Genomic DNA, 13,959 nt, shown 5'->3' with positions numbered 1-13,959 from the left:
GGCGTCACTCCGTCCGGATGCGCGGGTCGATCAGCCCGTAGGCGATGTCGACCAGCAGGTTGATGAGAACGATGAAGAGCGCCAGCACCGTGATCGTGCCCTGAAGCACCGGATAGTCGCGGCCCGAGATGGCGTCGAAGGCGAGCGTTCCCATGCCAGGCCAGTTGAACACGCGCTCGACGATGACGATGCCGCCGATCAGGCTGCCGAACTGCAGGCCGATATAGGTCACGAGCGGAATGGCCGAGTTGCGCAGGGCGTGCTTGTAGAGCACCACCCGGTCGGCGAGCCCCTTGGAGCGGGCCACCATGATGTATTGCTGCGAGAGCGTCTCCAGCATCGAGGTGCGAACGAGGCGCACGTTCGTGGCCGTGAGGATGATCGCCATGGTGAGCGCCGGCATGACGAAGCTCTCCGGCCCCTCCATGCCGCTCGGCGGCAGGATGCCGAGCACGATGGAGAAGAGCAGCACCATCATGATCGCGAGCCAAAAGTTCGGGAACGACAGGCCGACAAGGGACAGGATTCGGATGAGCTGGTCCGGCCAGCGCCCGCGGTTGACCGCCGCATAGACGCCGAGCGGCACCGACAGGGCGATGGAGACGAGAAGCGACGTGAAGGCGAGCAGCAGCGTCGAGGGAAGCGCATGGGCGATGAGCGTCGACACGGGCGTCCCGCCCATGAAGCTGCGACCGAAGTCGCCGACCAGGATTCCTTGCAGGAAGCTGAGATACTGGACGTAGAACGGCCGTTCGAGGCCGAGCGCCTGGCGGATGTTCTGAAGATCCTGCTCGGTGACGTTGCCGCCACCGCCCATGAGCATGACCGCCGGGTCTCCCGACAGCCGGATCGCGAAGGAAACGATCAGGGTCACGGCAAGGACCACGAAGATGGCCTGCAGCAATCGTTTGAGGATGAAGCCCGCCATGCGGTGATCCTTCTGGGCCTTTGGAAAAACGGCCCCGCTCGCGCGGGGCCACTTCGGTATCGCTGATCCCGGGCGCCCCAGGACGCCAGGACCGATGGGTTACTCGACGCTCGTTTCCTGGAAGCGGAAGCGGCGATCGGACGGTGCGTCGAAGTTCTTCACCCGCTTGTTCACGCCATAGATGGTGTTCTGGTTGTAGAGCGGGATCTCGAGTGCCCGGTCGGCCACGTAGCGGGCGATCTCCTGGAGAAGCTTCTCGCGCTCCTGCACGTTGTAGATCGTGCGCTGCTTCTCGAGCATCTCGTTGAGCTTCGGATCGTTGTCGTACGGGTTCCACTTCTCGCCAGAGTGGTACATCAGGTAGGCGGTGTTGTCGTAGTCGAAGGTCCAGCCGCCCCAGGCCTGGTGCCAAGCCTCGCCCGTCTTGCCGTTCGGGATGATGTCGTTGAGCAGCACCGGCGGCTCGTAGGGCTGGAGCGAGGGCTTGAGGCCCAGCGCCTGCAGGAAGCCTGCCGCCGCCTGCGCAACTTCGCGGAAGGTCGCGTCGTTGCCGCGGAAGTCGATCTTCACCGGAGCGCCCGCCGGGACCTTGGCCTGCTGGAGCATCTGCTTCGCCTTTGCGAGGTCGAAGGGCAGCGGCTTCAGGGCCGGGTCGTTGCCGAAGGACAGCTCGGACTGGAAGCTCGCGATGGGCTTGCCGTGGCCCAGCAGCACCGCCTTGATGATCGCATCGCGGTCGATGCCCATGATCAGCGCCTTGCGGACGTTCTCGTCCTTGGTGATGCCGTTCTTGGTGTTGAGTCGCAGCGACACGACCGTCGGGCCCGTGATGCTGATCAGGTCGAGGTTCTGGCTCTTCTCGACCGTCGGCGCGAGGCCGAAGGGAATCAGGGTCGCCACGTCGATGCGGCCGGCCTGGAGCTCCGCCACCTGCGTGTTCGCCTCGGAGATGAAGCGCGTCACGACCTTGTCGAGCTTCGGCGCGCCGCCCCAGTGCTCGGGGAAGGCCTCAAGCGTCAGGCTGACCTTGGGGCTGTACTCGACGAACTTGAACGGGCCCGTGCCGACAGGATGGGTGTTGAAGTAGTCCTCGCCCTTCTCCTGGATGTACTTGGGCGGCACGATCATGGCGCCATAGCCCGCGAGCTTCGTCAGCAGGACGGGATCGGGCTGCTTCATGACGAAGTCGACCGTGTTGTCGTCGACCACCTCGACCTTGTCGATCGTGTTGTAGTTCGACTGCTGCGGGCCCTTCTTTCCTTCCTCGCCGAGCAGACGGTCGAAGGTGAACTTCACGGCGGCCGCGTTGAAGGGCTCGCCGTTGTGGAACTTCACGTTCTCGCGCAGCTTGAAGCGGATGCGGCTGTTGTTGTCGAGCATCTCCCAGCTCGTCGCGAGGCCTGGCTTCAGCTTCATGTCGGCGCCGCGGGCGGTCAGGCCATCGAACATGTTGTTGGCGGCAGACGACCAATCGACCAGGAAGGTGTCGATCGGGTCCCAGCTGCCGGGATCGATGGCGACCGCCACCGTGATCGTGCCGGCGGCCTGCGCGTTCGCGGCCATCAGCGGCGCCAGCGCCGTTGCGACCGTGAAGCCCAGGGCCTTCAAGGTTCGTGAAAATCTCATTTGTCGTCTCCCAATGAACTGAATTCAGGCTGCCCCGCGGAGCTGGTCGGCCTCGATCGCCACCCAGTGGCCGGGCTCGACCTCGCGCATGCGATGAATCGCGGGCTCCTGCCCGACCGGCCGGACCGGGCTCGGGATCTCGCCCTCGATGCGGGTCTCGGCGCGCTCGCGCTGCGGATCCGCGATGGGAACCGCTGACAAGAGCTTGCGGGTATAGGAATGCTGCGGGTTCTCGAACACCGCCTGGCGCGTGCCGATCTCGACGATCTGGCCGAGATACATCACGGCGACGCGATGGCTGATCTTCTCGACGACCGCCATGTCGTGAGTGATGAAGAGATAGGACAGGCGCCGGCGCTCCTGGAGCTCCATGAGCAGGTTCACGATCTGCGCCTGGATCGACACGTCGAGGGCCGAGACGGACTCGTCCGCGATGATGAGCTTCGGATCGCTGGCCAGCGCGCGAGCGATGCAGACGCGCTGGCGCTGGCCGCCCGAGAACTCGTGCGGGTAGCGCTTGGCATGCTGCGGCTGAAGGCCGACCTGCTCGAGCAGCTCCTGCACGCGCCGATCGATGGCCTTCCGGTCCTTGATCAGCCCATGGACGATGATCGGCTCGGCGATGCTGTAGCCGACCGTGTGGCGCGGATCGAGGGACGCGAACGGATCCTGGAAGATGTACTGGATCTCCTGCCGCAGGCGGCGGCGTTCTCCCTGGCTCATCGCCGCCATGTCGCGCCCGTCGAAGCGCACCGTCCCACCCGTGGGCTCGATGAGCTGCTGGAGCGTGCGGCCGATGGTGGATTTTCCGCTGCCGGATTCGCCTACCAGGGCCAGGGTCTCGCCCGGATAAATGTCGAAGCTCACCTCCTCGACCGCGTGCACCCGGTGCGTCACGCGCCCGAAGAAGGTCTTGCCCACGTCGAAGCGGGTCGTGAGCTTGTCGACCTGAAGAATGGGCTTTGCATAGTCGGCGGTGTTCTGGACATGAGTCTCGCCGACCTGCTTCGGCACGCCGCCATCCATCACGATGACGGGCGTGCGCTTCGGCAGGGGCTGGCCCTTCAGGCTGCCCAGCCGCGGCACGGCCGACAGCAGCGCACGCGTATAGGGGTGCTGCGGCGCTGCGAAGATCTCACGCACCGGACCCTGCTCGACCTTGTCGCCCTTCCACATCACCACCACGTCGTCCGCCATCTCGGCGACCACGCCCATGTCGTGGGTGATGAAGATGACCGCCGTTCCCATCTCCTGCTGCAAGTCGCGGATGATGTTGAGGATCTGCGCCTGGATCGTCACGTCGAGCGCGGTGGTCGGCTCGTCGGCGATGAGGAGCTTGGGATTGCAGGCAAGCGCCATGGCGATCATCACGCGCTGGCGCATGCCGCCCGAGAGCTGGTGCGGATAGCGGTCGAGAAGCTTGTCGGCGTCAGGAAGCCGCACCTTCTGGAGCAGCTCCTTCGCCCGCAGGCGCGCATCTCGCGCGTTCAGCCCCTCGTGAAGCGTGAGCGTTTCCGAAATCTGGTTGCCGATGGTGAAGACCGGGTTGAGCGAGGTCATCGGCTCCTGGAAGATCATCGCGATGTCGTTGCCGCGGATCTCCCGGAGCGTGGAGTCGGAGGCCTTCACGAGGTCGAGGGTCTCCTGCTCAGAGCGGCGGAACAGCACCTCGCCGCCGGCGATGCGGCCGCCCGTGTAGTCGGTCAGCCGCATGATCGCGAGCGACGTGACGGATTTGCCCGATCCGGATTCGCCCACCACCGCGAGCGTGCGCCCGGGCATCACGTCGAAGCTGACCTCCTTCACGGCCCGGAAGGCGCTATCGCGGCTGCCGAACTCGACCGAGAGGGAGCGCACGGACAGAAGGGGCGCGTGAACGGATGCTGGCTTGGCTGCGGTGTCCGACATCAATCAATGACTCATGATGAGGCACTGCCCTGGCGCGGTGCCAGGGCAGGACCTCTTTAATACCTGTGACAAAACACAGGCAGAAGGGGCCGGCGTCAAGCCCCGTTTACATGCCGTTAATGCATTGGGGTACTGCGAAGTTAGCAGCTATGCTGTTGCCTGTCGGCGTATTGTTACGCAGTAACCCACTCGCCTTTGCGCATGAGCGGCTCGGATTCGCCCGATGCCGTGATGCCGTCGACGTCGATCCGATCCGAGCCGATCATCCAGTCGATATGGATCAGGCTGCGGTTCGATCCGCGCGCGGCGAGTTCCTCCTCGCTCATCGCACCACCGCCGCGAATGCACTTGCTGTAGGCCTGGCCGAGAGCGATGTGGCTGGAGGCGTTCTCGTCGAAGAGGGTATTGTAGAACAGGAGGCCGCTCTGCGAGATCGGTGAGGAGTAGGGCACGAGTGCCACCTCGCCGAGGCGGCGCGCGCCCTCGTCGGTCTCGAGCACCTTGGCGAGCACGGCCTCGCCGGTGCGGGCCTTGCTCTCGACGATGCGGCCCTTCTCGAAGGTCACCTGGATGTCCTGGATCAAGGTGCCCTGATAGGAGAGCGGCTTGGTGCTGGTGACGTAGCCTTCGACGCGCTCCTTGTGCGGTGTCGTGAACACCTCCTCGGTCGGGATGTTGGCGTTGCAGACCACGCCGTTCTTCGCCGTGGTCGAGCCGCCGTTCCACTCGTGCCCGTCCGCGAGGCCGACCCGCAGGTCCGTGCCGGGGCCGCGGAAATGCAGGGCCGCATAGCTCTTCTCGTTGAGCAGGCGCGTCCGTGCCTGGAGATTGGCGTTGTGCGCGGCCCAGTTCGCGATCGGGTCCGGCGTGTCGGCGCGGGAAGCCGCGAAGATCGCGCTCCACAGCTTGGCGACCGCCACATCCTCCGGGTCGTTCGGGAACACGATCTTGGCCCAGGCGGGGGTGGCGGCTGACACGATGGTCCAGTTGGTGTCGAAGCCCGCGATCAGGTTGAGGGCCGGCATGTACGCCTTCGAGCGCGCCCGGTTAGCGCGGGAGACCTTCTCCGGATCTTCGTTGGCAAGAAGCGAGGGATCCTCGCCGACAATGGCAAGGCGCGCGGCGCCGTTCTTGAAGGCGGTGGCCATGCCGTCGTAGAGCCACGCCGCAGCCGTGTCGAAGCTTTCCTCGCGCCCGTGGCGGAAGCGGAGGAGCGTCGCCTCCTCGTCGGAGAACAGGGTCGTGACAAGAGAGGCGCCGGCCCTGTAGGCATGCTCCGTGATGCGGCGCGCGAGCGGCACCGCATCGAGGGGTGCCGTCATAACGACCTCCTGCCCCGGTTTCAGCCCCAGCCCCACGCGCACGGTCACCTCAGCCAGACGGTCGAGGAGCGCCTCGTGGGAGGTCGCCTGGGACGGGTTCCGGAATTGATCGTTCATGATCCTGCCTCTGGAAAGAAAATCGGGGGTCAAGCTACACGCCGGGTCTCGTCGCGCAAGTCCTGGGAACGCTGTCTCATAACTCGTCCGCAGGCGGCATCCGGGCAAGGGCCTCCTGGTCGAAGGCGATGCTCTTGATGATGGCGTGAACCGGGAGCCCGGGCGCGAGGCCAAGCGTCTCCACGGATTTGCGGGTGAGCCGCGCCACAAGGGCATCGCCCGCGCAATCGAGCGCCACGTCCACGCCGGCCCCGTCCGGCTCGTCGATGGCCACCACGATCGCCGGCAGCGCATTCAGGGCGCTCAGGCCTTCGGGCGCATGCAGGGACAGGATGATGTCGCGCGCGCGCAGGCGCAGGCGCAGATGCGCTCCCATCGGGAGCGGAAGGCGCGGCACGGTCAGGATGCCGCCCTTCGCTTCGAGATAGGTTAGGTCGTAAACCTCATCGTGGCCCGCGACCCGGGTCTCGACCAGTGCGCCCGCCTCGCCCCGATCGGGCTGCGGCAGAAGGTTGCCATGCATCAGGATCTCGGCAGCCGGCCCGGAGGCCCTCACCCGCCCTTCCGACAGGACCACAATGGAGGTCGCAAGCCGGGCGATCTCCGCCACCGAGTGGCTGACGAGCACGATCGGAACTCCGCCCTCGTCCCTGAGCCGTTCGAGATAGGGATAGATCTCAGCCTTGCGAGCCTCGTCCAGGGATGCCAACGGCTCGTCCATGAGCAGGAGCTGCGGGTCGGCGAGAAGCGCCCGCCCGATGGCGACCCGCTGCTTCTCTCCGCCGGACAGCGTCGCCGGACGGCGGGTCAAGAGATGCCCGATCCCGAGCAGGTCGACGACGGCGTCGAAGCTCGCCTTGCGCTGGTCCCGTGGTGTGAACCAGCGTCCGAACAGCAGGTTCTGTCGCACGCTCAGGTGCGGAAAGAGCCGCCCCTCCTGGAACACGTAGCCGATCCGCCTGCGGTGCTTGGGCACGAAGATCCCGCGCCGCGTGTCGACAAGAACCCGGCCGTTTACCTCGATCCGGCCTTCGGAGGGGCGGATGAGGCCGCCGATGGCGTTCACCAGGGTCGTCTTGCCGGAGCCCGACGGGCCGAACAGGGCCGTAAGGCGGCCCTCGGAGCGGAACGCGGCATGAAGCGTGAAGTCGCCCTGACCGTGCCGGATATCGACGTCGAGGCTCATCAGGCGGCAAGCCTCCGCCGAACGCGGCGCGCCATCCATTCCGAGGCGAGCAGGGCCGCGACCGAAACCGCGATCGACACGAGAGTGAGCCTCAGGGCGCCCGCTTCGCCGCCCGGAACCTGCGTGAAGGTATAGATCGCCGACGGCAGGGTCTGGGTCTCGCCGGGAATGTTCGACACGAAGGTGATGGTGGCGCCGAACTCGCCCATGGCCTTGGCGAAGGACAACACCATGCCGGCGAGGATGCCCGGAAGGATCAGCGGCAGCGTGACGGCGAAGAACACGAAGACCGGATGGGCGCCGAGCGTCCCGGCTGCGTCCTCCAGCTTTCGGTCGACGGCTTCGATGGAGAGTCGGATGGCGCGCACGAGCAGCGGGAATCCCATGATGGCGCAGGCGAGCGCAGCACCCGTCCAGCGGAACGAGAACACGATCCCGAACTGCTCGTCCAGCAAGGCGCCGATCGGCCCGCGCCGCCCGAAGCCGAGCAGGAGGAAATAGCCGACGACCACCGGCGGCAGCACGAGCGGCAGATGCACCAGCACATCGAGGACTTGCCGTCCCCAGAAGCGCCCGCGCTCCAGAATCAGCGCGACCGCGATGCCCGGCAGAACGCTCGCCGCCATCGCCGTCAGCGCAACCTTGAGGCTCAAGCCGACTGCGGTCCATTCCTCGGGAGAAAGCCAGTCGATCACGAACCGGTCGCCGGCTTGTCGACGAAGGTGAAGCCCTGCTTCTCGAACAGGGCCTTCGCGGGCTTGGAACGGAGGAAATTAAGAAAGGCCTGCGCGTCAGGATTGTCCGATGCCTTGAGGCGCGCGACCGGATAGACGATCGGTGGGTAGGTGTCGGCGGGAAACTCCGCCACGACCTTCACGTTCTGATCGGAGGCCACATCGGTCTTGTAGACGATGCCCAGCGGCGCTTCCCCGCGCGACACGAAGAGGAGCGCTGTCCGCACGTTCTCGGCCTGCGCGACCTTGTCCTTCACGCCCTCCCAGGCCCCGAGCTTCTCGAGCGCCGCCCTGCCGTACCTGCCCGCCGGCACCGCATCCACGTTGCCCATGGCGAGCCGGCCGGAGCCGAGCGCGGCCGCGAGATCGATCCCGGGTCTGATGTCGACCTGAACCGTGGAATCCTTCGGCGCCACGAGGACGAGCGCATTGCCGAGGAGGTTCACGCGCGTGTCCGGTCGGACGAGATCCTTCGATGCCGCATAGTCCATCCAGTTCAGATCGGCCGAGACGAAGATGTCGGCGGGCGCTCCCGCTTCGAGCTGCTTCGCGAGGGCGTTGCTGCCCGCATAGGAGATCGTGACCTTCCGGCCGGATTCGCGGGTCCAGGCCGCGCCGATCTCGTCGAGGGCGTTCTTCAGGCTCGCGGCCGCGAAGACGAGCACCGGCTTCGTCTGTGCTGCCGCGACCTGGGCCGAGAGGGCGAGCACGAGAGACACGGCGATCGCACGGATTACCGACGTCCGGAGCTGGCGCAGTCGATGCATATGGTCTCTCCGTCCGATGCCGCTATGGCCAAGGCGGCATCCTAGCGGAGCCGCCCCGCGCTTCAAGCAGGGCGCCGCCTCGGGGACGCCTTCTTGGCGAGCGACCGGACGAGCCGGTAGCCGAGCAGCACGAGGACGATGGCCGTATAGACCAGAGGCTCCGGCGGCCAGGACTTCACCACCAGCAGGAAGTGCAGCGCCGCGCCGATGGCCGCCACATAGACGAGCCGATGCAGGCGCGCCCAGGCCTGCCCACCGAGCCGCCGGATCGCGGCATTGTTCGACGTCAGCGCCAGCGGAACGAGGATGACGAAGGTGGCCATGCCGATGGTGATGTAGGGCCGCTTCACGATGTCCGCCCAGATCGCCGCGAAATCCAGTCCCTGATCGAGCACGAGATAGGTCACGAGATGTAGGGCGGCATAGTAGAAGGCGAGCAGCCCCAGCGCCCGACGATAGCGCAGCAGGTTGACGCCCGCGAGCTGCCGCAGCGGCGTCACCGTCAGGCTGGCGATGAGGAAGCGCAGGGCCCAGAGCCCGAGCGCCTGCTCCAGATAACGCATCGGGTCGGCGCCGAGCCGGTCGTTCACGCCCTCATAGAAGAGCCAGACCGCCGGGATGAAGCCGATGACGTAGACGGCGATCTTCGGGACCTGAGGCACGGCGAAGCCGCGCTTAGCCCCCTGCGCTGAAATGGGTCCGGCCATCAGTAGAACTTCTTCAGGTCCATGCCGGCATAGAGCTGCGCCACCTGGTCGGCATAGCCGTTGAAAGGTAGCGTCGGGCGGCGTTTCACGAACAGCCCGCCCTCCCCGATCCGACGCTCCGTCGCCTGGCTCCAGCGCGGGTGATCCACCTTCGGGTTCACGTTGGCGTAGAAGCCGTACTCGTCGGGCGCCTGCTTGTTCCAGGCGGTTTCCGGCTGCTTCTCGACGAAGCTGATGCGGGTGATCGACTTGATGCCTTTGAAGCCGTATTTCCACGGCACGACGATCCGGATCGGCGCGCCGTTCTGGTTCGGCAGGGTTTCGCCGTAGAGCCCAACGGCCAGGATGGTGAGCGGATGCATCGCCTCGTCCATCCGCAGGCCTTCCACATAGGGCCAGTCGAGGACCGGGAAGATCGTGTCGGTGCCGGGCATCTCGTCGGGTCGGAAGGCGGTCTCGAAGGCGACGTACTTGGCGCTGCCGAGGGGCTCGACCCGCTTGATCAGGTCTGCCAGCGGGAAGCCCACCCAGGGGATGACCATCGACCAGCCCTCGACGCAGCGCATGCGGTAGATCCGCTCCTCCAGCGTCACCGGCTTGAGGATGTCCTCCAGGGCGTAATCCGCCGGTTTCGCGACCAAACCGTCGACCTTGACGGTCCAGGGCGAGGTCTTGAGCGTCTTGGCCTTGGCGGCGGGAGAGGCCTTGTCGGTGCCGAACTCGTAGTAGTTGTTGTAGGTGGTGATGTCCTCACGGCTCGTCAGCTTCTCGTCTGTGGCCGAGAGCGGGCTCTTCACCGCGCTGAGGGCCGCGGCCCGGGAGGGCTTCGGCAGGCCGGCCGCCAGGGCGAGGCCGGCCGCGCCCGCGAGCAGGCGGCGGCGATTGAGATAGGCGTCCCGCGGCGTGATTTCGGACGGGAGGATGTCTGAAGGACGGCGGATCAACACGGCAGCACCTCGATTGGAAAAGGCTTCCAGATGGGTACACCCGAGCAGGCCGGGGGTGCCTTCACGTTTGTGTTATAACCTGCCTCGTCTCTCCGCCCAAGCGCCTGCCTGCCTTAAATCGTCGCCACCCGCCGCCCGGCCTCGTCGAAGAGGTGGGCCTGATGAGAGACCGGCTTGAGCGCGACGGCCTCGCCCGGCCGCAGGTCGCAGCGCTCCCGCAGCAGGACCGTGAGGTTCCCGCCCTCCGCCTTGACGATGAGCGTGGTATCCGACCCGGTCGGCTCGACGACGGCTACGGTCGCCGGGATGGCGCCCAGGGTGCCGGCCGGCGCGATCTGCAGATGCTCGGGCCGGATCCCGTAAGTGAGCTTCGATCCCGCCGCGACCGGGGGCGTCCGGTCCAGAGGCAGGACCGCACCGCTCGACAGGACGAGGCCCGACGCGTCCAGCCGCCCGTCGATGAAGTTCATGGCCGGAGAACCGATGAAGCCGGCCACGAAGAGGTTGGCCGGACGGTCGTAGAGTTCCAGCGGCGCGCCGACCTGCTCCACGACACCATCGTGCATGACCACGATCTTGTCGGCCATGGTCATGGCCTCGATCTGGTCGTGGGTGACGTAGACTGTCGTGGTCTTCAGCCGCTGGTGGAGCTCCTTGATCTCGGCCCTCATGGCGACGCGCAGCTTGGCGTCGAGGTTGGAGAGCGGCTCGTCGAACAGGAAGACCTGCGGGTCGCGCACGATGGCGCGGCCCATGGCGACGCGCTGGCGCTGACCGCCCGAAAGCTGGCGCGGGTAGCGGTCGAGGAGCGGCGTGAGGCCGAGCGAAGCCGCCGCATCCTGGACGCGCTTCGCCTGCTCGGCCTTCGGAAGTCCCTTGAGCCGCAGCGAGAAGGCCATGTTCTCGGCCACCGTCATGTGCGGGTAGAGTGCATAGGACTGGAACACCATGGCGATGTCGCGGTCCTTCGGGGGCACGTCGTTCACCACCCGCGGGCCGATACGGATCTCGCCGTCGGTGATGTCCTCGAGCCCCGCGATCATGCGCAGGAGGGTCGACTTTCCGCAGCCCGACGGGCCGACCAGGATGACGAACTCGCCGTCCTGGATGTCGATGTCGACGCCCTTGATGATCGACACCGTCCCGAAGGACTTGCGGACATCGCGGATCGATACGTTTGCCATCTCAACTTCCGTCCTGTGACAGATGCGCCCCGGTCGGGAGGCGGCTATGGTCCGTTGCCTGCCCGGGCCTCGATGGCCCGGACGAATTTCTTCGTGATCTCGCGCGGATTGGTGATCGCAGTCCCGACCACCACCGCATGGGCGCCGCGCGCAAGCGCTTCCGCCACGAGATCGGGCGTGTCGAAGCGGCCTTCGGCCACGACCGGCACCGACACGGATTCGACCAGGGCGGACAGGAGATCGAAGTCCGGACCCGCGGATTTGCGCGGCGCAGTTTCCTCGGTGTAGCCGGAAAGCGTCGTGGCCACGTAGGTGGCGCCGCAAGCCGCAGCCGCCCTGCCCTCCTCCAGCGTGGAGATGTCGGCGAAGACCTCCCGGCCGAGCTCGTGGCGGATCCGGGCGATCAGGCGCTCGACCGGCTCGCCGTTGCGCGGGCGCGGCGTCGCATCGATGCCGACGATGTCGGCGCCGGATTCGGCGACCCTGGCGGCGCTGTCGAAGTCCGGCGTGATGTAGACCGGGAAGCGGTCGTCCCACACCTTCGCGATGCCGATGATCGGAAGCTTCGTGACGGCGCGGATGGCCGCGACGTCCTCGGCGCCGTTCGCCCGGATACCCTTCGCGCCGCCGGCCTCGGCCGCAAGCGCCATGGCGGCCATGTAGACGGGGCCGTGCAGCGGGTTGTCCGCGCGGGCCTGGCAGGAGACCACGAGAGTGCCCTTCGGGATTAGCACGGTCATCTCCTATTTCACCGCGCCGGCCGTCATGCCCTGGATGAACTGGCGCGACAGGGCGATGTAGAGCAGCGTGATGGGCGCCGCCGCGATGGTGAGGCCGGCGAACAGCATGCCCCAGTCCGTGGTGTACTCGCCCATGAAGGTCGTCAGCCCCTGCGGCAGGGTCTTGTAGGCGTCGGTCTGGATGAACACGAGCGGGAAGAAGAAGTCGTTCCAGATCGGCACCGCGTTCTGGATCGCCGCGATCGCCATGGGCGGGCGCGCGAGCGGCAGCATGACTGACCACATGATGCGCGGCTCCGACGCCCCGTCGATGCGGGCTGCATCCTCGAGCTCCGAGGGCAGCGAGCGCAGGAAGCCCGCCATGATGAACACCGCGGACGGCAGCCCGATCGCCGTGTAGGTGACGATCAGGCTCCAGCGGGTGTCGAGCAGGCCCAGGTCGCGCAGCAGGATGAAGAGCGGGATGACCGCGAGCTTCAGGGGCAGCATGAGTCCCGCGAGAAAGAACAGCAGGATGAAGGTGTTGGTGCGCGACTCGTAGCGGGCCACCGCATATCCCGCCATGGTGCCGAGCACGAGGATGAGGAGGATCGACACGCCCGTCACGATGATCGAGTTCACGAAGTAGGTCGGCATCGACGTCTCGCCGAGAACGCGGGTGAAGTTCTGCACCTGCGTGAAGTCGGGTAGCGCGAAGGGGTGCTCGAAGATCTCGCCCGTCGTCTTGAAGGCGGAGAGCACCATCACGACGACGGGATAGAGCATGATGAACGAGTTCATGATCAGAATGATCTGAGCCAGGAACGCGAACGAGATAGGCCGCGGCTGCGCCGCACCGTGCAGGGTCTCGGCTTCGGTCTTCAAAACTGGATCTCCCGACGGCGCAGCCACAGGGTGAGCATCGACGCGAACACCACGATGAACAGGAAGATCAGCGTGGCGAGCGCCGAGCCCTGGCCGAAGTTCTGGATGCTAGCGCTCTGGTTGCCGAAGGCGGTGCGGTAGAAGACGAGGCCCAGCACGTCGGTCGAGCCGAAGGGCGAGCCGTCGAGGCCCGCCATCACGTACGGGATCTCGAACCAGTTGAAAGCGCCGATGAAGAGGAGCGTGAACAGGATCGTGGTGCTTGGCGCCACCAGCGGCCAGACAACGTTCTTGAGAAGCTGCCATTCGGTGGTGCCGTCGAGCCGCGCCGCCTCGATGATCTCGGAGGGGATACGCTGCATGCCCGCGAGGTAGACCAGGGTCGGGAAGCCCACGAAGTGCCACGCATTGGCGAGGATCAGCGCGCCGAGCGCAGTCGATGAATCGCCGAGCCAGGGCTTCGCTAATGAATCGAGCCCGACCGTGTAGAGCGCCTGGTTGATGAGGCCGAAATTCGGGTTGAGAAAGAGCTTCCAGAGGAAGCCGACGATGATCGTCGAGAGCACGACGGGAACGAAGACCGCGACCCGGTGGAAGCGGAAGCCGAAGGGCTCCTTGTAGAGGAGCCACGCCAGGAAGAATCCGCCGCCGTTCTGGATGATCATGAGCGCGACGAGCGCATAGACGTTGTGCAGGAAGGCGTTCCACACCACGGGCGCCATGGTGGGACCGAACAGCACGTCCCTGAAGTTCGCAAGACCCACGAACTCGCCCCGCGCCAGCCCTCGCCATTCATAGAAGGCGTAGGCGAAGGCGGACAGGATCGGATAGACCACGAACAGGGTCATGAAGACGACCGGCGGGACGATGAGAAACGCCACCCAGCTGCGGTGCTTCCATGTGCGGGCCTGTTTGGGCGAGACGGGCAT

The 13,959-nt window shown here is 66.1% G+C and carries 13 protein-coding genes; all 13 read right to left on the bottom strand.

Annotated elements, in window-relative coordinates; genetic code table 11:
• Positions 1-4 precede the first annotated feature (4 nt).
• Positions 5-928 (bottom strand): ABC transporter permease, encoded by a 924-nt coding sequence (locus tag DES45_RS04895; RefSeq protein ID WP_114768888.1) that lies wholly within the window; start codon positions 926-928, stop codon positions 5-7.
• Positions 929-1,027: 99 nt separating this feature from the next.
• On the bottom strand, positions 1,028-2,554 hold the full coding sequence (locus DES45_RS04890) for an ABC transporter substrate-binding protein (protein WP_114768887.1): 1,527 nt from the start codon (positions 2,552-2,554) through the stop codon (positions 1,028-1,030).
• A gap of 24 nt (positions 2,555-2,578) precedes the next feature.
• Positions 2,579-4,462 carry an ABC transporter ATP-binding protein gene (locus tag DES45_RS04885; protein WP_114768886.1) on the bottom strand — a complete coding sequence of 628 codons (1,884 nt, stop codon included), beginning with the start codon at positions 4,460-4,462 and terminating at the stop codon, positions 2,579-2,581.
• 173 nt (positions 4,463-4,635) lie between these two features.
• Complete coding sequence (locus DES45_RS04880; protein ID WP_114768885.1) at positions 4,636-5,901, bottom strand: aminopeptidase; 1,266 nt, start codon at positions 5,899-5,901, stop codon at positions 4,636-4,638.
• Between the two features lie 76 nt (positions 5,902-5,977).
• Positions 5,978-7,087 carry a molybdenum ABC transporter ATP-binding protein gene (modC, locus tag DES45_RS04875; protein WP_114768884.1) on the bottom strand — a complete coding sequence of 370 codons (1,110 nt, stop codon included), beginning with the start codon at positions 7,085-7,087 and terminating at the stop codon, positions 5,978-5,980.
• Positions 7,087-7,782 (bottom strand): molybdate ABC transporter permease subunit, encoded by a 696-nt coding sequence (gene modB, locus DES45_RS04870; protein ID WP_114768883.1) that lies wholly within the window; start codon positions 7,780-7,782, stop codon positions 7,087-7,089. The genes modC and modB overlap by 1 nt, the downstream gene beginning before the upstream one ends.
• On the bottom strand, positions 7,779-8,588 hold the full coding sequence (gene modA / locus DES45_RS04865) for a molybdate ABC transporter substrate-binding protein (protein ID WP_114768882.1): 810 nt from the start codon (positions 8,586-8,588) through the stop codon (positions 7,779-7,781). Before modA ends, modB begins: the two co-directional genes overlap by 4 nt.
• 62 nt (positions 8,589-8,650) lie before the next feature.
• Positions 8,651-9,295, bottom strand: a complete 645-nt coding sequence (msrQ, locus tag DES45_RS04860; protein ID WP_114768881.1) for a protein-methionine-sulfoxide reductase heme-binding subunit MsrQ — start codon at positions 9,293-9,295, stop codon at positions 8,651-8,653.
• Positions 9,295-10,242 (bottom strand): protein-methionine-sulfoxide reductase catalytic subunit MsrP, encoded by a 948-nt coding sequence (gene msrP / locus DES45_RS04855; RefSeq protein WP_114768880.1) that lies wholly within the window; start codon positions 10,240-10,242, stop codon positions 9,295-9,297. The genes msrQ and msrP overlap by 1 nt, the downstream gene beginning before the upstream one ends.
• Positions 10,243-10,355: 113 nt before the next feature.
• Positions 10,356-11,426: an ABC transporter ATP-binding protein gene (locus tag DES45_RS04850; RefSeq protein WP_114768879.1), complete on the bottom strand. Its 1,071-nt coding sequence runs from the start codon at positions 11,424-11,426 to the stop codon at positions 10,356-10,358.
• Between the two features lie 44 nt (positions 11,427-11,470).
• Positions 11,471-12,166 (bottom strand): N-acetylmannosamine-6-phosphate 2-epimerase, encoded by a 696-nt coding sequence (locus DES45_RS04845; RefSeq protein ID WP_114768878.1) that lies wholly within the window; start codon positions 12,164-12,166, stop codon positions 11,471-11,473.
• A 3-nt stretch (positions 12,167-12,169) separates the two neighbouring features.
• Positions 12,170-13,030: a carbohydrate ABC transporter permease gene (locus DES45_RS04840; protein WP_245429757.1), complete on the bottom strand. Its 861-nt coding sequence runs from the start codon at positions 13,028-13,030 to the stop codon at positions 12,170-12,172.
• Complete coding sequence (locus DES45_RS04835) at positions 13,027-13,959, bottom strand: carbohydrate ABC transporter permease (protein WP_114768877.1); 933 nt, start codon at positions 13,957-13,959, stop codon at positions 13,027-13,029. Before DES45_RS04835 ends, DES45_RS04840 begins: the two co-directional genes overlap by 4 nt.

It is taken from the genome of Microvirga subterranea (genome assembly GCF_003350535.1).
GTDB classification, from domain to species: domain Bacteria; phylum Pseudomonadota; class Alphaproteobacteria; order Rhizobiales; family Beijerinckiaceae; genus Microvirga; species Microvirga subterranea.
Note: the sequence above shows the minus strand (reverse complement) of the source record. Positions and strands in the feature narration are given on the sequence as shown.